Source organism: Algoriphagus marinus (genome assembly GCF_001936475.1).
Lineage (GTDB): Bacteria > Bacteroidota > Bacteroidia > Cytophagales > Cyclobacteriaceae > Algoriphagus > Algoriphagus marinus.
On the sequence record NZ_MSPQ01000002.1, the window covers coordinates 376,843 to 397,122 of the forward strand.

The 20,280-nt window shown below is 40.8% G+C and carries 23 protein-coding genes and 1 riboswitch; of the genes, 6 read left to right on the top strand and 17 right to left on the bottom strand.

Features of this window, described 5'->3' with window-relative positions; all coding sequences use genetic code 11:
- Positions 1-9 precede the first annotated feature (9 nt).
- The 9 genes from BVC88_RS05970 to BVC88_RS06010 all read right to left on the bottom strand — a co-directional run bounded on the left by BVC88_RS05970 (position 10) and on the right by BVC88_RS06010 (position 7,854).
- A complete protein-coding gene (locus BVC88_RS05970; RefSeq protein ID WP_075349731.1) occupies positions 10-390 on the bottom strand; it encodes a hypothetical protein in 381 nt (126 codons plus the stop codon).
- 64 nt (positions 391-454) lie between these two features.
- On the bottom strand, positions 455-2,071 hold the full coding sequence (locus BVC88_RS05975) for an amidohydrolase (RefSeq protein WP_175574383.1): 1,617 nt from the start codon (positions 2,069-2,071) through the stop codon (positions 455-457).
- An 87-nt stretch (positions 2,072-2,158) separates the two neighbouring features.
- On the bottom strand, positions 2,159-2,614 hold the full coding sequence (locus BVC88_RS05980; RefSeq protein WP_075349733.1) for a YybH family protein: 456 nt from the start codon (positions 2,612-2,614) through the stop codon (positions 2,159-2,161).
- Positions 2,615-2,734: 120 nt separating this feature from the next.
- Entirely contained in the window at positions 2,735-3,055 is a 321-nt protein-coding gene (locus tag BVC88_RS05985) for a 2Fe-2S iron-sulfur cluster-binding protein (RefSeq protein WP_075349734.1), read from the bottom strand.
- A 15-nt stretch (positions 3,056-3,070) separates the two neighbouring features.
- Positions 3,071-4,075 carry an NAD(P)/FAD-dependent oxidoreductase gene (locus BVC88_RS05990; protein WP_075349735.1) on the bottom strand — a complete coding sequence of 335 codons (1,005 nt, stop codon included), beginning with the start codon at positions 4,073-4,075 and terminating at the stop codon, positions 3,071-3,073.
- Positions 4,076-4,150: 75 nt separating this feature from the next.
- A complete protein-coding gene (locus tag BVC88_RS05995) occupies positions 4,151-4,597 on the bottom strand; it encodes a MarR family winged helix-turn-helix transcriptional regulator (protein ID WP_075349736.1) in 447 nt (148 codons plus the stop codon).
- 107 nt (positions 4,598-4,704) lie between these two features.
- On the bottom strand, positions 4,705-5,685 hold the full coding sequence (locus tag BVC88_RS06000; protein ID WP_075349737.1) for an ABC transporter ATP-binding protein: 981 nt from the start codon (positions 5,683-5,685) through the stop codon (positions 4,705-4,707).
- 2 nt (positions 5,686-5,687) lie between these two features.
- Entirely contained in the window at positions 5,688-6,719 is a 1,032-nt protein-coding gene (locus BVC88_RS06005) for a FecCD family ABC transporter permease (RefSeq protein ID WP_075349738.1), read from the bottom strand.
- On the bottom strand, positions 6,709-7,854 hold the full coding sequence (locus tag BVC88_RS06010; RefSeq protein WP_245803601.1) for an ABC transporter substrate-binding protein: 1,146 nt from the start codon (positions 7,852-7,854) through the stop codon (positions 6,709-6,711). The genes BVC88_RS06005 and BVC88_RS06010 overlap by 11 nt, the downstream gene beginning before the upstream one ends.
- 98 nt (positions 7,855-7,952) lie before the next feature.
- Positions 7,953-8,167, top strand: a riboswitch (cobalamin riboswitch).
- A gap of 124 nt (positions 8,168-8,291) precedes the next feature.
- On the opposite strand from BVC88_RS06010, the gene BVC88_RS06015 reads away from it, so the two are divergent.
- Both BVC88_RS06015 and BVC88_RS06020 read left to right on the top strand, forming a co-directional pair.
- Positions 8,292-10,151, top strand: a complete 1,860-nt coding sequence (locus tag BVC88_RS06015; RefSeq protein WP_075349740.1) for a TonB-dependent receptor — start codon at positions 8,292-8,294, stop codon at positions 10,149-10,151.
- Positions 10,148-11,203 (top strand): YncE family protein, encoded by a 1,056-nt coding sequence (locus BVC88_RS06020; protein WP_075349741.1) that lies wholly within the window; start codon positions 10,148-10,150, stop codon positions 11,201-11,203. Before BVC88_RS06015 ends, BVC88_RS06020 begins: the two co-directional genes overlap by 4 nt.
- A gap of 52 nt (positions 11,204-11,255) precedes the next feature.
- Here BVC88_RS06020 and BVC88_RS06025 read toward each other — a convergent pair whose 3' ends face one another.
- The 3 genes from BVC88_RS06025 to BVC88_RS06035 are packed head-to-tail and all read right to left on the bottom strand — an operon-like array spanning position 11,256 to position 13,394.
- On the bottom strand, positions 11,256-11,999 hold the full coding sequence (locus BVC88_RS06025; protein ID WP_075349742.1) for a PdaC/SigV domain-containing protein: 744 nt from the start codon (positions 11,997-11,999) through the stop codon (positions 11,256-11,258).
- Positions 12,000-12,010: 11 nt separating this feature from the next.
- The gene (gene meaB, locus BVC88_RS06030; RefSeq protein ID WP_075349743.1) at positions 12,011-12,997 is read right to left on the bottom strand and encodes a methylmalonyl Co-A mutase-associated GTPase MeaB; all 987 of its coding nucleotides are present in this window, start codon (positions 12,995-12,997) and stop codon (positions 12,011-12,013) included.
- On the bottom strand, positions 12,990-13,394 hold the full coding sequence (locus tag BVC88_RS06035; protein ID WP_083639025.1) for a hypothetical protein: 405 nt from the start codon (positions 13,392-13,394) through the stop codon (positions 12,990-12,992). The genes meaB and BVC88_RS06035 overlap by 8 nt, the downstream gene beginning before the upstream one ends.
- Before the next feature lie 53 nt (positions 13,395-13,447).
- Here BVC88_RS06035 and BVC88_RS06040 point away from each other — a divergent pair, with 53 nt between their 5' ends.
- The 3 genes from BVC88_RS06040 to BVC88_RS06050 are packed head-to-tail and all read left to right on the top strand — an operon-like array spanning position 13,448 to position 15,066.
- Positions 13,448-13,984 (top strand): CopD family protein, encoded by a 537-nt coding sequence (locus BVC88_RS06040; protein WP_075349744.1) that lies wholly within the window; start codon positions 13,448-13,450, stop codon positions 13,982-13,984.
- A gap of 6 nt (positions 13,985-13,990) precedes the next feature.
- Positions 13,991-14,623 (top strand): SCO family protein, encoded by a 633-nt coding sequence (locus tag BVC88_RS06045; protein WP_075349745.1) that lies wholly within the window; start codon positions 13,991-13,993, stop codon positions 14,621-14,623.
- A complete protein-coding gene (locus BVC88_RS06050; protein ID WP_075349746.1) occupies positions 14,620-15,066 on the top strand; it encodes a c-type cytochrome in 447 nt (148 codons plus the stop codon). The genes BVC88_RS06045 and BVC88_RS06050 overlap by 4 nt, the downstream gene beginning before the upstream one ends.
- Here BVC88_RS06050 and BVC88_RS06055 read toward each other — a convergent pair.
- The gene (locus tag BVC88_RS06055; protein ID WP_075349747.1) at positions 15,063-15,485 is read right to left on the bottom strand and encodes a hypothetical protein; all 423 of its coding nucleotides are present in this window, start codon (positions 15,483-15,485) and stop codon (positions 15,063-15,065) included. The genes BVC88_RS06050 and BVC88_RS06055 overlap by 4 nt on opposite strands.
- Before the next feature lie 319 nt (positions 15,486-15,804).
- Between BVC88_RS06055 and BVC88_RS06060 the strand changes: the two genes are divergently transcribed.
- On the top strand, positions 15,805-16,626 hold the full coding sequence (locus BVC88_RS06060; RefSeq protein WP_075349748.1) for an aminotransferase class IV: 822 nt from the start codon (positions 15,805-15,807) through the stop codon (positions 16,624-16,626).
- 91 nt (positions 16,627-16,717) lie between these two features.
- Here the strand turns inward: BVC88_RS06060 and BVC88_RS06065 are convergent, their stop codons facing one another.
- Genes BVC88_RS06065 through BVC88_RS06080 form a run of 4 tightly spaced genes read right to left on the bottom strand, consistent with a single transcriptional unit; the run spans position 16,718 to position 20,262 of the window.
- Positions 16,718-17,158 (bottom strand): hypothetical protein, encoded by a 441-nt coding sequence (locus BVC88_RS06065; RefSeq protein WP_075349907.1) that lies wholly within the window; start codon positions 17,156-17,158, stop codon positions 16,718-16,720.
- Between the two features lie 26 nt (positions 17,159-17,184).
- Positions 17,185-18,453, bottom strand: coding sequence for an ABC transporter permease (locus BVC88_RS06070; protein WP_075349749.1), 1,269 nt, complete (start codon positions 18,451-18,453; stop codon positions 17,185-17,187).
- Positions 18,450-19,082, bottom strand: a complete 633-nt coding sequence (locus tag BVC88_RS06075; RefSeq protein WP_075349750.1) for an ABC transporter ATP-binding protein — start codon at positions 19,080-19,082, stop codon at positions 18,450-18,452. Before BVC88_RS06075 ends, BVC88_RS06070 begins: the two co-directional genes overlap by 4 nt.
- Position 19,083: 1 nt before the next feature.
- On the bottom strand, positions 19,084-20,262 hold the full coding sequence (locus BVC88_RS06080; protein ID WP_075349751.1) for a hybrid sensor histidine kinase/response regulator: 1,179 nt from the start codon (positions 20,260-20,262) through the stop codon (positions 19,084-19,086).
- Positions 20,263-20,280 lie beyond the last annotated feature (18 nt).

Sequence of the window (20,280 nt, forward strand, 5' to 3'; positions counted from 1 at the left end):
TAGTTAAAATCAGTAAACCAAAACAGCCTTACTATTTTCACAAATAACTCCACTCGGCCGCTGAACTATAGCGCAATCCGAACCTGCTCCGGTTCGCTTATTATAATCGGCTTGTAGCTCAGTATAGCTTTGTACCAATTCCAAAAATTTCGTCTCATCGATTTTTTTGGAATAAGCAATGTAAGTCATAGGACCGCCACAAGGCTTACTTCCTACAGGAGTAAAAGTCCAATCATTTGCATCCGTACAATTCTGAGAGGTTGCGAGTTGGTTAATATCTGTCCACAATTGATCCAAGGCAATAGGTGAAAAATCACCTGCTCCATCACTTCCGGAAAGATTACAACCTACTACTAAAAAGAAGGAAAGAAAAAGCGTAGCGTTTTTCATGACAATTTGATTTCAAGAATAGTACGACTAAGCAGAAATCGGGTTCAACTTTGTGTGAAAAATTCTATTCTTTCGAATAAATAATTTTCCCATCCACAATCGTAGTTTCCACCTTCACCTGATGAATTTTCATAGGATCAATGGTGAATACATCGTCAGAAAGAATAATCAAATCAGCAAGATATCCAGCTTTCAAAAGTCCTTTCCGATCTTCTTCAAAGGAAGAAAAAGCTCCCATATAAGTGTAGGCTTTCATCGCCTCAAAAATGCTGATTCTCTCCTGAGGGATCCAGCCTCCTTCAGGATAGCCTGAAGGATTTCTGCGGTTTACCGCATCGTGAATTCCACGAATTGGATTCAAGCTGATACATGCCGGCCAATCACTGCTAAAAACAAGCTGGGCATCAGCATCCAAAAGTGATCTCCAAGCAAAGGAATAAGGAAGGCGCTCCTCTCCCACGGCTTTTGACCAAACAGTCGTAGTTCCCGGTTCGGCATGGATCGGTTCCATACTTGGCAAAATCCCAGCTTTTGCAAACCGAGGAATATCATCAGGATTGATGGTTTCGATATGCTCCACCCGATGCCGTTTTCCCTTGGAATTATTCTCCAACATCGCTTTCTCATAGGCATTCAACACTTCCCGAACTCCTCGATCTCCGATAGCATGCGTATACAAGCGAAAGCCATTCGAATCAAGAGTTTTTACCAATTTCTGATAACCCTCGATGGTGAAATTCAACTGACCTAAAGCCAATGGATCAGTTGCCGGAAGATCTGCATAAGGCGCTAACATGGCTCCTGTATGTCCTTCGATGACACCATCGATCATAAACTTGATAGCATCGGCTCTTAGCCAAGGGTTAGCTGTACCTACACTATCCTTCAAGAATATAAATCGATCAAGGTCACTCGCGGTAGCTTGCTCAGAAACTGAAAATGCAGCGGCATAGCGAAGTGTCAGCTCGCCATTTTCATACAATTTCTGGAAAAGACGGAGGTCATTTTCCAAACCAGAAGCATTTTGGGCAGACGTGATTCCAAGTGAAGCTGCATAAGCCAGACCTTTGCGGAGTCCGTTCAATTGATCCTCGAAAGTATCCTCAGGTACAAATTTTCCAACCAAGCCCATGGCACTTTCCTTTAATGCGCCAGTCAATTTCCCATTTTTATCCTTAACAATTTCTCCAAATCCAGTGAATTCAGTTTGCTCATCCAGCCCTGCAATTTCCAGCGCTTTCGGATTCGCATAGGCCGAATGCCCATCATAGGCTTTGATAAAAACCGGTCGGTCAATATCCAGCGCTTTCATGGATTGGTGATCCGGAAGTCCGGATTCAAAGAAGGTATATTGCCAGCCTCTTCCAGTAATCCACTCTTTATCTGGATTTTCCGCTATGAATTTTAAAGTGCTATTGATTGCTGCTTCAAAGGATTCTGCACCTGAAAGTTCTACCTGAGTCAAACCCATCGAACCTCCCAAAAAGTGAATATGTGCGTCATTGAACCCTGCTGTGACCAGTTTCCCATCCAAATCCAATAACTGCGTCTCGGACCCAGCCAAGGCTAGAATTTCTTCCGAATTGCCTGAAGCTACAATCAAACTATCTCGGACAGCAATTGCTTCAACGAAAGAATTTTCAGATTCTCCTGTCCAAACTTTTGCGTTATAGAGAATCAAGGTTGGGGGCTTTACTGCTTCTTTACATTGAAAAAAAAGAAGTGAAATGAAGATTAGAAAGAGTGATTTTCGCATGGGTAAAGTTAATTAATTCCCAGAACTGGGAAGCATATTCCGAATGGCAGAGATTCGCCACTTTTTATCGCTTTCTACTACCATGAAGCTGCTCCACATTTTCCTAACGGATCCATCCGGGTTTTTTATTTCATAGCGAGCATCAACCAGAGCTACTGTTTCTGCCAAAAACCTGATTCTTTCCACATGAAGTGTTCGTTCGCCTGGATTACTCGCTGAGCTTTCCATCATTCCCTTTATCGCTTCATTAATTCCAGATCGCCAAACTCCCGATGATACCAATTGGTCAATATCCTTGGTGAGTATTTGCTTCAGCAAGACAGTATCCTTTGTATCTCTGGATTTGGTGTAGGTATTAATCAGGTTAATAATTGCTTGTGAATCTTCCTTGGTATGAGCAGAAGTCTGGGCATGGGAAGTGATCGAGAAAAATAAAAAGAAGGTGAAAATGGTCAATCGAATCATCATAAGTTTAAAATTTCTTTCCCTAATCTACATTTTCTTGGCTAAAATATTTTTGAAACAGGGGAGAATAACAAAAGCCACCCTTTTCAGAGTGGCTTTCGATTTATTTTATAAAGTAAATAATTACTGGTCTTCTCCTCTGAGTTTGATTACAGCTCCCTCCAGATTCTCTCCAATTCGGATTTGGCAAGCCAAACGAGAAGTCGGATAAAATTCGGGCAGGTTTTCCAATTGATCCAATTCTACATCGGTTGCATCACCAAGCCCGTCCTTTCCCTCCAAAATCTCCACATGACAAGTAGCACAAAGTGCCATACCACCGCAGGTGGCCAATATCGGATATTCGTAAGCTTTGAGGATTTCCATCAAACTTAGGCCCATATCCTCCGGTGCTTCATGCTCCTGACGATTACCTTCCTGATCTTCTACGGTGAAATTTATCATGCTGCAAAAATAGAATTAAAATGCATTTACACCATTTACCGTAGTGTATTTGAAGCTTAATTTTTGATCTGGGTAGACGTATTTGAACGCCGAATGCATCATAATCGCTGCTTCATGGAATCCACATAAGATCAATTTCAGTTTTCCTGGATAGGTATTGATATCACCTATAGCATAGATTCTCTCCACTCCGGTAGAATAATCACGCGTATCCACTTCAATCGCATTCTTATCGATACTCAAACCCCAATCTGCTATAGGACCCAATTTTGGACTTAAACCGAAAAGTGGAATCAGGTAATCAGCTTCTAACTTGATTTCTTCTTTGGTTTTACCTTCCAGTGTTACCGAGTTCAGTTTTCCATTTCCGTTGACTCCTTTCAAGTTTGCAGAAAGGATCAAATCAATTTTCCCTTGATTTGCAAGATCAAATACTTTTGCTGCAGAATCTGGAGCTCCACGGAAAGTTTCATTTCGATGTACCAAAGTCACTCGCTCGGATACTTTTGAAAGATAAATGGCCCAATCCAAGGCAGAATCTCCTCCACCTGCGATAACCACTTTCTTATCTCGGAAGGTCTCAGGATCTTTTACCATGTAAGTAATTCCCTTACCTTCAAAATTTTCAAGGTTCTCCAAGGCTGGTTTTCTTGGTTCAAAACAACCCAAACCACCGGCGATGATAATCACCTGAGCATGCACATGTGTTTTGTCGCTGGTAGTGACGATAAATGAACCGTCAGCTTGCTTATCCAAGTGATCCACTCGCTCACCCAATGTAAACGTCGGCTTAAAAGGCTTGGCCTGCTCCATCAAATTATCCACAAGATCCTGAGCTTTCACTTCAGGATAGCCAGGGATATCATAAATAGGCTTTTGAGGATAAATCTCTGAAAGCTGTCCACCAATTTGTGGCAGGGCATCGATCAAATGACAACGCATTTTGAGCAATCCTGCTTCAAAAACTGCAAATAGGCCAACTGGGCCGGCTCCGATAATACAAAGATCTGTGTGAATCATTCGCTTTAAACTTTATGGGAAAACCCCTGAAAACTCAATATTGTTCGTATAAATATTATTCGTGCACTAACTTAATTATTCCAATTCCTGACCGCCAAGATTTTGGTAGATCGTGTCTAGAATCCGCTTGAATTCTTGAAAATCACTATCTGAAAGATTCTCCCATGCCTTTTCTCGAATTTCCAGAATTTGAGGACGAAGTGCACTGACTTTTGCCAGACCTGTTTCAGTAAGATGTAATTGAAAACTTCGCCGATCCATGGGATGGGGAACTCGCTCCACATATCCTTTTTTGCAAAGCAAATCCAAGATTCGAGTGAGCGTAGGATGATCCTTGAAAACCAAATTGGCTAATTCAGTTTGACTCAAATGACCATTTTCTGAAAGATTTTTTAAGACTAACCATTGGTCCACTGTCACATCAAAGTCACCTGACTTGAACTGCTGTTGCGCGTATTGCTTCACTTTTCGCGCAGTGCGATCGAGAAGAAATGAATAGCGTGCAAATTGTTCTTGTGTCATACCAATAATTAGTATGACAAATATATAAATTTTCTTTATCTGAATTATAATTCTACCCGAAATTGCATGTCAAAAACCACTTGCAGGAATTGCACAACAAGCTTAGACTAAGAACTTTTCTGATCAAAAATAAAATCAACCAACTCCCCTATTCGATGAAATTCTTGATCTAAATAAAACAAGGTAAAATCACCCTCCGAAATAAAAACAGGATGCTCCAATTCTCTGATTCCTGCTTTTTCGATGGCTTTTTTAACCCAAAAGGAAACGGTAGGATTACCTTCAAAAATCAATTTTGACATAGTTTTTTTCTGTTCAATTTTTCCTTTTTCGATATTGAACAGAAACTCATCCCCAGGCAAGATACGGTCTAGCTGACCGGTCACTACCAAATCTTCCGGGAGTCCAGAAATCAAAGGAAGATCGGTCCCTAAAAGCAAAAGTCGATCAGCAGTCTCCAGCGCAATTTCCAAATCGTGGGTTACCACTAGAATCGATTTGCGTTGTTTCTTTGCGATATCTCGAAGAAGATGCATGATTTGATAGCGATTTACCAAATCCAAATGGGCCGTCGGTTCATCGAGAACCATTACCCTTCCGTCTTGGGCCAAAGCACGTGCGATCATTGCTTTCTGACGCTGTCCATCGCTGATTTCGGACAATCGCTCATCTTTGAGATATTCAATTTTGGTGAGATAAAGTGCATTCTCGACCAAATCCCGATCATGAGCATCCAATCTTCCAGTCCAACCAGTATGGGGAATTCGCCCTAATGCCACCAACTGCCCAACGGTCATATTTCCCGGAAGTACAGGTTCTGAAAGCACCACAGACAAAGCTTTAGAAAGTTCGGAGTTAGAAAAACTTTGAACATCCCTACCATTCAAAATCAATTCACCTTCCCATGATTTTAGCTGGCCCAGGATTGCTTTGATCAAAGTAGATTTACCAACACCATTTGGCCCTAAAAGACAGGTTAATTCATTCTCAAAAAGTTGAAAGCTCAAATTTTCAAGCACCGCTTTCTTCGGCTTCCGATTGGAATAGCCCAAAGTCAGGTTTTTCGCTATGATTGTTGCTTTCTTCATGACTAGAATTCCTTGCTAAAATTTCTCTTCAAGACCAAGCCGATCACTATTGGAGCGCCAACTAAAGAAGTCACCGCATTGATAGGGAGGGTCTGCGCAGAACCGGGAAGCTGACCTATTACATCGCACAACAGCAGCAGTATTGCTCCAAGCAATGCAGTGCCAGGAAATAAAATTCGGTGATCTGCTGTCTTCCAAATAATTCGGGAAAGATGAGGGACGGCAATACCAATGAATGCAATCGGCCCGCAAAAAGAAGTAATACTTCCAGCAAGCAAGCCCGTACTTAGAATCATCATCCAACGTAAGTAAACGGGATTTACTCCCATGCTTTTTGCATAACGCTCTCCGAGAAGCATCGCATTGAAAGATTTGACAGAAAATATAATCGGGAAAATCCCGATCAGCACTACAGAACTTAAGACCAAAACCTGAGGCCAGGCCAATCCTCCGAGGCTCCCCATAGACCAGACCGTAAACAACTTCAGCGCATCCGCTCCAGAAAAGTATGAAAGAACCGAAACCACAGCAGAAACTGCTGATCCAAACATCAAACCAACGATCAAAAGAGTCATGCTATCTTGTACTCTCCACGCAACCAAACTCACTAAAATCATCACCAAACCTGCTCCTATAGTCCCTGCACCCACAATTGCCCAAGCACTCAATCCGCTCCCGAGTGCTGCGATACCAAAGGCAGATCCGGCCAACATCAGTAAAGCCACACCCAAACCAGCACCAGAACTAATTCCTAAAACAAAAGGCCCTGCAAGTGGATTTCTGAAAAAAGTCTGCATCTGAAGCCCACTTAAACTCAAACCAATTCCAGCTAACATTGCCACCAATGCCTTTGGCAAACGATAGTTTAAAATGATTTGCGCATGGGAAGTTTTGATCCAGTCTCCAATAAGTAAACCTTCCAGAATCTCATCTGGATAAATGGAAACTGAACCCAAACTGATATTCAATAGAAAACTGAAGATCAAAGCCAGGATTGCTGCAAAAAAGAGAATAGTGGTTCGACTATTTTTCATTGAGTTGTTTGTAAAAATACAACTCATAGTCAGGAAGTAAGTTTGGATGGAGAATTTTCATAAGATCTTTTAAGATCAAATCGGGACGCATATACCCTAATTCAAAATATTCCAATCCACCTGTTTCACCTTTTTTCTGAGTATAAGTAAACACTTTTCCATCCTTAAAAGCTTTGATGGCTTTATACCTTGGCTCGATTTGCCCCATTTTTTCAAGGGAAAAAAAATCCGCAGAACCAATCCAAAAATCAGATTCCATTGCCTTTTCCAGAACAAACTCATAATTCAACTGCAAACTTCCAGTACCCGCTTGGTCTTCGAAAACATAGTTTCCCCAGGCATTTTTGAGAATTTGAGCACCCCAACTATCGCTTCCGGGTGCATACCAAATATCCTGATACATCACCCCGCTCAAAACCGTTGGTTTTCCAATCACCGGGATTTGATCTGCCAATGCCATGGCCTGAAGATAATCTGACTCCACTTGCTCAAAAACAACTTTTGATTCTTCGTATTTCCCCAAAAGAACCCCAGTAAATTTTATCCATTCGGCTCTTCCCAAAGGATGCTGCTCTACATATTCCCCATTGATAATTGCCGGAATTCCAGCCATCTTAAGAAGTTCCAAATACCTCAAATCATCGCCAAGTGTTGAAATCATGATCCAATCCGGATCGAGATCGATGATCATTTCCGGATTTGCTGAAGGACCGGAACCAAGATCCTGAACTTTGCCCTCTTTGATCAGCTTCCTTGTGATTTTCGATGAAATCAAATCAGGTTGAGGAAAACCAATCAGCTTTTCACTTTGTCCAAGAAGATCCAAATGCGGAATATGTGTAGTCGATGTCAATATCACATTTGCAATCGGTAGCTGAATCACCCCATCAAAATTCCCTTCAGGCCTTTTTCCATTTTCTTCTACCACCACATAGTGAAAAGTCTCCTCCGCCCCTGTCCAAGGCTGGGTTACTTCGATCTCCCAAAACCCATCTCCCCTAGAAATCGAAAAACCTTTTGCATAGGACAACTCATATTTTTCAGAAGTAACTGTGACTGTCGATTTCTCCTGATTGCATCCAAAAATGGATAGAATCATGCTGAAAATCAGGAATCGATCAAGGTGATTTTTCAAGAGAAAGGGGAAATTTATTAGTCGGTAAATTACGGATTAGAACTTCTCCTTTCCAAAAAAGTATGGGAATGATCTTTTTTCATCTTGGAAATGAAGCTATGTTTGCATCGGAAATAGGTTCCCAATCTCATATTCTGAGCGCTTGGGATTAAAAGGGAATTCGGTAAACGCCGAAGCTGTCCCCGCAACTGTAAACCCTGTGGAGTGATCCACAAAGATTTGTCACGAAAAGCCATTGCTCCGAAACGAGTTCGGAATGAGAAGGCGGCAAATTGGGGTGAGCCAGGAGACCTGCCTGATTCTATGATTCTGTGCTTTCGGAGGAAAAGCGAAGGAGATCTGTATCAAAAGTCAGCGGGTATACTCGTTAGGCTAAGTTTCATGTCTTCCTATTTCTCTTCAAGCCCGAATCGAATTTAATTTTAATTCGATCAGGGATGAGTTTGTTGCTTTGGATAGGTATGTTTTTCGGCTTTCAGCCACAGAGTCAAGACACTGTGCTTTTGACTCCTGTGGAAGTCTATGCTCCTACATTAGACCGATTCACTCAAGGTCAAAAGATCAAATCCTATTCGAAAGCTGAGCTAAATACTTATCAGGGCAGATCTCTCGGGGATTTATTACAGGAAACTTCGCCGGTTTTCATCCGCCAATATGGAGCTGGAATGTTAGCTTCCCCTTCATTTCGTGGGACTTCAGCAGGGCATACTTCAGTTTTTTGGAATGGGATTCCGGTTAATAGTCCTTCGCTAGGACAATCAGACCTCTCCATTTTGCCGGTGGCAGCAGTGGATCAGGTTGCTATTCATTTCGGAAATGGAGGAGCCTTATTTGGAAATGAAGCCATCGGAGGTTCGATCCATTTGGGAACCAAACTTTCATTTTCGGAGGGTTTTCAGGGCTCTTTTTCTCAACAATTCGGAAGTTTTGGACAAACCAACAGTTATCTAAAATCCTCATTCTCTTCGGAAAAATTAAGCTCAGAAACCCGTTTTTACAGGGAATCCGCCACAAATGATTTTCATTTCAAAGACCTCGGTCAAGCCGAAACACCTATTGTTCGAGCACAAAACTCAGCGGTAAAGCAAATGGGAATCGTCCAAGATTTGGCTTGGAATCTTAGCAAAACCACGCAGTTAAAGGCAAGTTTTTGGTACAATCAAGCAGATCGGGAGATACAGCCCGTGATGGGTTCAAATACAAATGATATCCAAAGTGATCAAAGTTTCAGGATGGCGGTTGACTATTTCCACTTTGGGAAAAAGTCGATTTTGAATCTAAAAAGTGGTCTAGTTCAGGATAATCAACTTTTCAATCAAAGTGAGAATAATACTGTCCAATATTTTCTTTCTGGTGACTGGGATAGTGCCTTCACACCAAAGTGGAACTTGAAAACTGGTCTACGACTGAATTTCATCCAAGGAGAACTCAGTACATATCAAGCCACCGATCAACGAGTCGAATCCTATCAATCGCTTCGCTTTCAACCTGATGAAAATCTCAAAATCTCTCTTAACCTGAGACAATTGGCCTACTTGGATCAATTTGAGCCATTTATTCCAAGCTTAGGTGCAGATTGGGATTTTTGGAAAAACTCCAATAATCAACTTTCTCTTAAAGCTTCCATAGCGAAGGGAATCAAAGTACCAACGCTGAATGATCGATTTTGGGAACCGGGTGGAAATCCCGATTTGATCCCAGAGAAAAGTCAAAGTGGCGAAATAGGTCTGATTTGGCAGAAAACCGGAGGAATCAGCTGGGAAAATAGCCTCACCTATTACCGAATGACCGTAGATAATTGGATCATTTGGATTCCCAAAGGGAATTTTTGGACACCGGAAAATATCCGGGAAGTGCAAAATCAAGGAATCGAATACCAAGGCCAGGCAAGTACGGAATTGGGGAACTGGAACATCACAGCAAACTGGGCCTATACCTGGAGTAGGGCAATTTCCACAAAGGGCATAGGTGAGACTGATCCTGCCATCGGAAAACAACTCCCCTATACCCCAGAACATCAAGCAAATGGAAGAATCAATGCAGGTTACAATGGTTTTTCCACATTTATCGGGACTTATTTCATAGGCGAGAGACGAGTAACCAGTGATGGCCAACGAACGATGCCTTCCTATCAGTTTTTTAATCTTGGAGTTTCTTACGGAAACCTCAGTTTAGGAAAAATAAAAATCCCACTCCGCTTCCAAGTCAACAATTTATTCAACAAGGATTACCAAGTGCTTTACCTCCGACCTATGCCGGGAAGATCTTATCAATTCACACTATCAATACAATTATGAAATTTAAACTAAACCAACTCGTTTGGGCTTTTGCCCTGATTTTTCTTTCAATTTCCTGTACCGAAAGCGATCCAGATCGACCGCTAGGGGAATATGAAACAGGTATACTGATCATGAATGAAGGTGCTTTTGGAAGTAATGATGGTGAGGTATATCATTTGAACCCTAGTACGGGTGAACTTAAAGCTGACATTTTTGAGGCTGCAAATAATCGCCCTTTTGCAGGATTACTGGAGGATATGGTAAGTGTAGATGATCGGCTTTATCTGGTAGCAAATACTGGGAAAGTGGAAATCGTAAATGCAGCCGATTTTAAAAGTCTGGGGACAGTATCCGGCGGACTGGATCAGCCAAGATCCTTGGCAGTAGTAGGAAGCAAATTATTCATTAGTGATTATGGCCCTTACGATGCTGATTTCAATACTCCAGAATCATTTATTGCTGTTGTCGATGGCCTAAATGGAGGCGCCGTCAAAAAGAAAATCAAAGTTTCCAATAAGCCGGAGGACCTTTTTGCTTTCGGGAAATATGTATTTGTAGCTGGATCGGAAGAAGGAAAAGTTGAAATTATAGATGCAGAAAAGGAAACCATCTTCAAAACCTTGGAAGTCCCAGGAAGACCGATTCAATTCTTCGAGATGCGAGGAGATCTATGGCTTTACTCGATCGGGGATAATGAAATATTTTTCCAATCTTTTCACCTCGATAATTTTACCAGAAAAATTCAAACCGGATTACCTTTGGCTAATGCTACTGGAAGAATTGCGTTCGGAAATGACGATCTGATTTACGTGAGCAGTAGCTCTGGATGGCCAGATTACAATGATTCGGTCACCAAGTTTTCTCTTTTCGAAAGTACTCTTGTGCAAGATTACATTACCGAAACAGGGATTTATGGATTGGGTTATGATAAAAGAAATTCGAATCTAATCCTCGCTTTTTCAAACGGTTTTCAAGGAAATGGAACTCTGAAAATCTACAATGATTCCCTTTCCGAAGTTCTTTCAATTTCAGTGGGAAGAGGCCCCTCCGGATTTATGTTTAAGGATTAAATTAATGAGAAAAAAGGCCAATTGAATAGTGATTTCAATGGGCCTTTTTTATTCACATCCTTACAACCCCTTGTAATTCTTCCAAGGAAAACTCCAACTCGGTATATCCCATGGCATAAGAACCGATCTCATAAGGAATGTAAATCAGGTGAAATTTCCCATCCTTAAAACCCATGGCATTGGGAAGGAAAAAACCAGTTTCAGGCAGAAAAAATCTTCCATCCGCTTCCAAACTTTTCTCAGGATCCACTTCATGAAACTCTCGGAATGCCATTTCAGCGATTTCTTTCATTTTATCTTGATTCAGAATAAGACGATCTATCGATAAAAATTCGCCCGTACTCCGATCAAAATTCATAAAGTAATTGCTGGAATTTGGATGAGCGCCTCCGCTATAATTGTACTCCGTAAAGAATACCGTTAGGGTATTAAGCGAGTCAAAGCTAATCGCTGCCTCGACTTCTATTGCCCAGCCTCCGGGCATATCTGGGAAATCTGTTTTGGTTTCCCGAAAGCTTTCTAAATAGCTATCAGCTTGTTCTTCCAATGTGGTCCTCCCTACAGAATCCAAATAAAAATAAGCTTGCAATTGCTCTTGAATAGCCTGATTGAGCCTGTCTCCTATTTCACTTTTTTCAAACTCAGGCCAGGTGAAATTTACTGTAGCACATGATTCGTCTATGCAAATTTCTTTCGAAAAGTTTTTGATAACTGATTTCAAATCAGTGTTCATTTCTGACTTTTCTGGGGAGCAAGAGATAAATAGGATTGAAAAAATGGTCAGGAAAAACCTCATACTTATTATTTTTAAGATTTTAGAAATAGCTGTGTTAATTTTTTAGCCAAAATAATCGGATTTAATTCGCCTGATTTGATTCGGGCTTTGGAAGCTTCCATTAAATTTTTCACTCTGGTGTCAGCTATAAAAGCTTTGCCTAGTAAATCCTGAACATATTCATTGAGCCAGTTCAAACGCTGATTTTCACGATTTCCCTGCCAAAAGCCTCTCTCCACCGTGATTCCTTCAAACTCAGAAATCATTTCCCAAACTTCCTCGAGACCAGTCCCGACAATCGAAGAACCCAGCAATACCTTTGGGGACCAGCCATTCTCTCCAAGAGGAAAAAGATGCAATGCATTGGAATAGTTGGCCTTTGCTTTTTTGGCAAGAAGTAAGTTTTCGCCTTCTGCCTTATTGATAAAAAGTCCATCAGCCATTTCCATAATCCCCTTTTTAATTCCCTGAAGCTCATCTCCAGCGCCTGCCAGCATCAACAATAAGAAGAAGTCCACCATCCCTTTGACAGCGGTTTCAGATTGGCCAACCCCAACCGTCTCAATCAAGATCACATCAAACCCAGCTGCCTCGCATAGAAGCATGGCTTCCCGGGTTTTGGCGCTGACTCCTCCAAGTGTTGTTCCCGTAGGACTTGGCCGGATAAATGCCCGCTTATCTGCCGCCAAATTTTCCATCCGAGTTTTATCTCCAAGAATGCTCCCTTTGGTTTTTTGACTGGAAGGGTCGACCGCTAACACGGCGACTTTGTGCCCTTTCTCCAACAATAATTTTCCGAAGGATTCAATAAAGGTGCTTTTCCCAACCCCTGGCACACCAGTGATTCCGATACGTTTGGAGTTCCCCGTTGATGGCAGAATCTCCTGAACCAACTGAGAAGCTAGCTCGGCATCAGATTCCAAAGAACTTTCTACTAACGTGATCGCACGACTCAAGACCGCACGATTGCCTTCTAAAATCCCATTTCGATATTCTTCCAGTGATAAGCGCTTACTCATTTTCTGATTTAAATCTAACTTCTCCCATTGGGGTCTTTTCGTAGCTGCCGATTAAATAAGGTCTCAAACTCTCCAAAAAGTGAGGTTCTTTTGGAGAAAGTTTTATTTCCTCATCGATTTCATCCTTAAAGAAAAAAACCATTGTACGTCCATACTTGGTATGTGGAAGTGAGTTCCCATACTCTTCCATCCAAGTAAAATCCGAATCAATCGCTTTCACTGCGTAAATTCGGATCACAGGACCGGTATTATTTTCATTTCGGTAAGTCCCAAGGGTTTTGTATTTCCCTTCAAATCGCTCCATACCGGGTTGAAAAAATGATTCTTTAGCAATCATAATGACCAATGCTACCACAACTGCTGCAAGAATATAATAAATGAACTTAGTGCTTTTCAAAATTTAAGTGGGGTTGTAAAGTTTAGGCCTTAATTTAGCCGAAAATTCCGAGAATGGGTTTCGAGTACATCAAAGCACTTCATATCATTTTTGTAGTCACCTGGTTTGCAGGGCTATTTTATATCGTTCGATTATTTATTTATCAGACCGAAGCGATGGAGCGACCTGCAAACGAGCGGGATATCCTCAAACCTCAACTTGACCTGATGGCATATCGCCTCTGGTATATCATCACTTGGCCCTCTGCCATTCTCACCCTGATCTTTGGAACGCTTGTCCTGAGCTATCGATGGGGCTATTTGGAGCTTGGCTTTATGCAGGCAAAGCTTGGTTTCGTTCTTTTACTATACGTCTACCATCTATTTTGTCACAAACTCTTCAAAGAATTGCAATCTGGGAGAACTCGATGGACTTCTACGCAGTTGAGACTTTGGAACGAGGCCTCGACTCTGCTACTATTTGCCATTGTCTTTCTCATCGTTTTGAAAAATACGATGAGTATGGTCTGGGGAATCCTAGGACTGTTAGGATTAGGCATTACCCTAATGATCGCTATCCGCCTTTATAAAAAGTATAGAACAAAATCTTAATCACCCATGAAATACGCTGTATCAAGTTTCTTGATTCTAATCCTTGCTATCGCTAGCTGGCAATGCTCCCCTTCCAATACCTCAGAGGCTGAAAAACCCCTTCCAAAATTGGGCAACTGGCATATGGAAGGGCAGGATACAGTATATCACAAAATCGCTGAATTCCAATTTATAAATCAATTAGGTGACACTATCTCCAGTAAAACCGTGGAAGGAAAAGTGTATGTAGCGGATTTTTTCTTTACTACCTGCCCTACCATTTGTCCGATCATGAAAAAAGAGATGCTTCGGGTTTATGAAAAGTTCGACTCCAATCCTGATTTCTTGATTCTGAGTCACTCCATTGATCCGACTTTCGATACACAAGAGGTCTTACAGGATTATTCTCAAAAACTTGGAATCGAAGATGCTTCCACTTGGAATTTTCTGACGGGAGATCAAGAAAAGATTTTTGAAATCGGACAAACCAGCTACCTGACTACTGCAATGGCAGATCAGGCAGAGCCAGGAGGATTTCTCCACTCTGGCGCGTTTATTTTAGTAGATCAGGAAGGTCATATTCGTGGGGTATACGACGGAACCAAATCGGATCAGGTTGATCGATTGATCAATGATATTCCAAAACTTCTCGGAAAATGAGAATCTTAATTTTGATTTTCCTTATCATCAGTTCCTGCTCCCCAAAGGCTACCAATGATGAAAACACACTTGCGGGAATATCAGATCCAGAAGTGATGAAATATGCAATTGAAGGGAAAAGACTGTATGAAAATTATTGTGCCAACTGTCATCAAAGTACTGGCGAAGGGCTTGGAAAATTAATCCCTCCACTCAAGAATGCAGACTATTTCCGAGAAAGTATCTCTAGAACAGCGTGGATCATGCGAAATGGGCAAAAAGGAGAAATCATCGTAAATGGTCAAGCATACAACCAAGCAATGCCTGCTAATCCGAATCTAACTCCTTTGGAAATCTCTCAAATCAGCACTTATCTCTATAATATATGGGGGATGAACGAGGGTGTTATTCTTTCATCTGAGGTGGAAACTTACTTAAAAAAAGCCCCGGAAGGTTTGAATTAATTCTTCAAAACCTTTTCCGCTTTTTCCAAGGCAGCTTTGATATCAGCATTTACCTCGTTGACTTTAACCATCTGCTCTTCTAGGTAAACTTTGATTTCTTCTGGGGATTTCCCATCGTCTTCAATCGAATACTGGCGCATCCATACAAACATCCCTTCGTATGCCGCATTTAGATCAAAGGCCAAAGCTTTCAGATTTTCAAGCTCAGTTGAATCCGGATTCTCAGACATTTCAAGCTCTTCTATTTTTGCCTGAACTTCTTTTTCCATGTTTTTGAGTGCTCCCATTTTTGGCATTACTTCATCATGGACAGCTATCACTTCTGCTCTTTTTTCTTTGTTCTGCTCGACCTGGCTAGGTTCGCATGAGGTAAAAAACAACAATAGAAGGAATGCAGGAAGGATTCTAAAATATTTCATGTGTTTATAATTTTTCTATTTGGCCACATGGAATCTCGCATTTCCAATAATCATCCCACTGTGTGACGTTATCGTCATGCTCGATTTCATCTGTTTATAATTTCATTTTTAATGGTCATATATCCTGTCCCGTACCGATATGTATCGGGATCGGGAGAATCTCGCATTAGCAGAATACCCCCGTCTGATGTTCAGAGTCATGCTAGATTTTACGTGATTACAGCGCAAATTTACTTTTTATTCCCTGAAAGATTTGCAAAAACTCCTTGCAATTAATCCAAAGTCAGGCAGTAATTTTAGTCAACTTATTCAAATTACTATGAAACCATTTTGCTTTGCCAATGGCAAAATCATCCCAACAGAGAGTGCAACCATCCATCCGATGGATCTGGCTATAATCCGGGGTTATGGGATTTTTGATTTCTTAAGAACAGTGAATTATGTCCCTCTTTTTTTAGAGCACTACCTCGATCGATTTATTGCCTCAGCCGAAAAAACATTTATTCCTTTGGAGTATTCTAGAGAGGAATTAAGACAAATCATCAAAAATCTCATAGAGAAAAATGACCTCAAGGAAGGTGGACTTCGGTTGGTACTGAGCGGTGGGGTTTCAGAAAATCATTTTTCGCCGGCTAAAGGAACACTTTTCATATTTGCCGAATCCTTGATTTTCCCTGCTCAGGAGAAATATGAAACAGGTATTAAATTACTTTCTCTTGAATATGTACGCTCGATCGCTGAGATAAAAACCACCAATTATGCCTATCCTGTCTGGCACAGCAAACAATGGAAAGATGCAGGTGCTGAGGATGTGATTTACCATATGGATGGAGAAATCAGTGAAAGTTCAAGAAGTAACATTTTTATCATTAAAGATGGCCTTGTTAGTACGCCGGAAAAACATGTGCTAAGAGGTATCACTCGGAAGCATGTAATGGATATTGTAGGGGATGTAGCTGTTCGCCCAGTTTATTTTGAAGAAATGTTAGAAGCTGACGAAGTATTTATTACCAGTACTACAAAAGTTCTTCTTCCGGTGACTCAAGTAGATAATCATAAAATCGGAACAGGCAAAGTTGGAAAACGATCATTGGAGATTCTGGAAAAATTCAAAGCTTTAGAAAAAGAGCTTTGCTACTAAAAAAACAATAACAGAGAAATACTCTGGAATTAACACAAAAGCCGAAGAATATCTTCGGCTTTTGTGATTTAAAATCCTTGATGATTTATTCTCAATTCACCAAAGTGGCATCTTTAAGAATGTACATCAGCTTTTCAGGATCTTTACTGTTCAGGGTAAGCTTGCCACGAACCTTGACTCGGTTCGAAGTGTATTTGATCGGACTGGAAAGCATGACTTCCATGACAGTTTCCGGACCTCCAGAGCCACAAAAGAAGCACTCCGCAAGCGGTAAACTAGAAAGAATGATATGCTCAGGTTTAAACATACCTTCAAAAGGAATGATGTAACCATCGGCTTCTACTACTTTACCTTCTAACTTGGTAATGTTAGCAGAGAAGACAGGAACATATAGCTCGCCAAACTGATCTTCACTGATTTTATAAGAAACTTCGGAAAGGCTTTTCCACACATTCTGAGTCTGAGCAAGTACTCCGCTCTGACTTATTATGATGAACCCAATTACCAAAAGAACTAATTTGAAATTTTTCATAGAAACATTTTTGTTATTATTGCTCATTACCCTCGGGTAAGTTGCTTTGAAATATCTGTTTTGTATGCTGAAAATGCAGGAATCATTGATGCAAGTAATCCAACACTTAACGCGTAGAGCACTAGCCAAAGTTCTTCTTTTAGGAAAACCCAAGATTCGAAAGCAGCGACAACCCCACTATCATTTTGACTAACAAGTATTTGCAGGAATAAATGCCCCAGTAAAATTCCAATGAGTGCGCCAATCAAGGTAAGCATGATTCCCTCCAAAAAGACTAAAAACAACAACTGAAACCTAGAAGCACCAATCGCTCTGAGGATAGCTAGGTCATATTTTCTTTCTTTCAAGGAATTATAGAGTGCGATGAAAATCCCTATCCCTGAAATCCCTAAAAGAACAATAGCCAGCCCTTGCAATAAACTCACTCCTACTCCAAGCAACTCAAATAAGCGAGCCATTTCAAATGAGGGCGAAGCAGCTTGCATCGTCGTTCTTGAATTGATCATTCTTGGCAGTTGAATCGCCGCCATAGGATTTCGATATTGGATCAAAAGCGAGGTGATTTCCCGTGGCTGATCCGAAATTGGGAAGCCTGTCTGCGCTACTTTTTGATGAAATTTTTCATGATTTATAGATTCAGATGGCAAAGCACTGCTAAGTGAATCAGTCTCAGTTTCTGATTCCTCATGAGTCAACCAAACTGACTCGATACTTGTAAGCACCAACCTGTCTAAAACATTTCCCTTTTGCTCCAAAATCCCCACAACTTTATAATCGTGCTGATCATGGTCATGGCTACCTACACTTATCCCATGGCTTCCTGCAAAAGAGTCTCCGACGGCAAGTCCAGTTTGCAAAGCTACCTCAGAACCCAAAACCACATCGAATGGGTACTCCCAAAGCGAACCGGATTTTGGGGTGGATTCATAGATATTCAAGTAATCGTAATTGGTTCCCACAATCCTGAACCCTTTGAAATTATCTCCAAGTGCCAAAGGAATGACGCCTTTCACCAGTCGGTTTTTTGCTAGTTTTTGAGCCTCCTCCATTGGGATATTTCCTGTGGGAAAATCCACATGATAGACACTTGATAAGACTAACTGGAGTGGACTTCCTTTAGCCCCTACTACCAGATCAATTCCCTTCGCATCCGTCGTTACTTTCTTTTCAAACTGATCCTGAATCAAAATTAAAACAGTCATGATTGCTAGTCCAAGAGCTAGCAACAAAACATTCAAACCTGTAGAAAGAGGTCTGAACGTCAAATATTTCCAACTTAGCTTGATCAGATTCATGCGCTTTTCACTTCAATAAAATTGGAAATATGGGCTTTAACCCGCTGATCATGAGTAACTATAATCAAACCGGCCCCGATATTTTGTGCTTGACTTTTCAGTAGCTGGATCACTTTACTGGTATTTTCATCATCCAAACTTGAAGTAGGCTCATCTGCCAAGATCAACTTTGGTGAATTCACCAAGGCTCTTGCGATCGATACGCGTTGTGCTTCTCCTTCACTAAGGGTATTTATGGATGAATTAGCCTTTGACTCTAGTCCTAATACAGCAAGCAATGAATCGATGTTTTGACCTTCCTTGCGGGAAAATGATTTTGCAATCTGAAGATTTTCTTTCACAGATAATGCCGCAATGAGGTGAGGCTTTTGAAAAACAATTCCTATTTCTGACCCACGAAGCCGATCCATTTCTTGTGATGAAAGTGAATTCAAATCCACACCATCCAAGATGACACTGCCAGTATGTGGCTTGAGTAATCCTGAAATTAGGTTCAGCAAGGTGGTCTTGCCGCTTCCTGAATTGCCTAATACCAAAAGAGATTCTCCTTTTTCTAATTTAAAATCAAGAAAGATTAAATTCTTTTGGCCAGCATGAGTGACACTTAAATTTTGACAGGAAAGCAGCATTTTATTTACTTACTGGAATTGTGACCTTAAATGTTGTTCCTTTTCCTTCTATGCTTTCAAATTCTATTGTTCCTTTAAGGACTTCGATACATTTTTTCACAATGGAAAGTCCGAGACCTGAGCCTTCGATAATACCTACATTCTTTGCTCGAAAAAAACGGTCGAATAGCTGATCTTGTTCGCTTTTAGGTATCCCAATACCTTGATCCCGGATTGTACTGATCAATTGGCCATTCTCGAATGAAATATTAAAATCAACCTTCTGACCATCTGAAGAATACTTGATTGCATTGGAAAGCAAATTTTCAAAAATTTGGTAAAGCAACTCTGAGTCGGTAGTTAGGGTTTTTGGAATATTCCCCGTCTCCATTTTAATTTCTACATCGTTTTCTTTGCCTGCATTCAGGGTATCCATAAGCTCTTTGAGAAATGCACCCATGAACATCTTTTTCGGACGAAATTTCATCTGATCGGCATCTGCTTTCCCAAAAAACAGAACACTTGTCAATAAATTATTCAATGCTCTTACCGAGTTTTCAATTTTGCCTGCATGCTTTGCAATTTTAATCTTAAAAGGGTGATCCTTCTCTCCGTAAATTTGAAGCAACTGAGCTGAGCTAAGAATAGATGTTAATGGAGTTTTAAATCCATGCGATACGTTCAAAACGATTCGAGATTTTAACTCATTAATTTCTCTTTCTTTCTCTAGTGCTTTTGTCAATTCCTTATTCGCATCATAGAGTTCTACAGTCCGTTGCTTAACTTTTTCCTCCAGCTCATTATTGAGCTTTTGCAATTCTTTTTCTTTTCTATCCTTAAAAATCGCCAACTCAATCACCATATTCAGTTCTCTAATATTGAATGGCTTGATTACATAAGCACTTGGGTTGGTACCCACTACTTTATTCAAAGTCTCTGCATCTGAGCTAGCACTGAGGTAGACTACTGGGATATCATATTTTTCATTGATAATCTCGGTGGTTTTGATCCCATCAAGTTCCCCAGCCAAATTGATATCCATCATTACGATATCCGCATGATTTTGAGTCAGAAGCTCCAACGCTTTTTCACCAGAATCAGCAATCCCCAAAATTTCGTGTTTATTCTTTTCCAGGGCTTTTTGAAGTAGAAGTGCAGACACTGCGTCATCTTCTACGATGAGTATTTTGAGGCTAAACATTCAGGTTCTTTTCTTTTA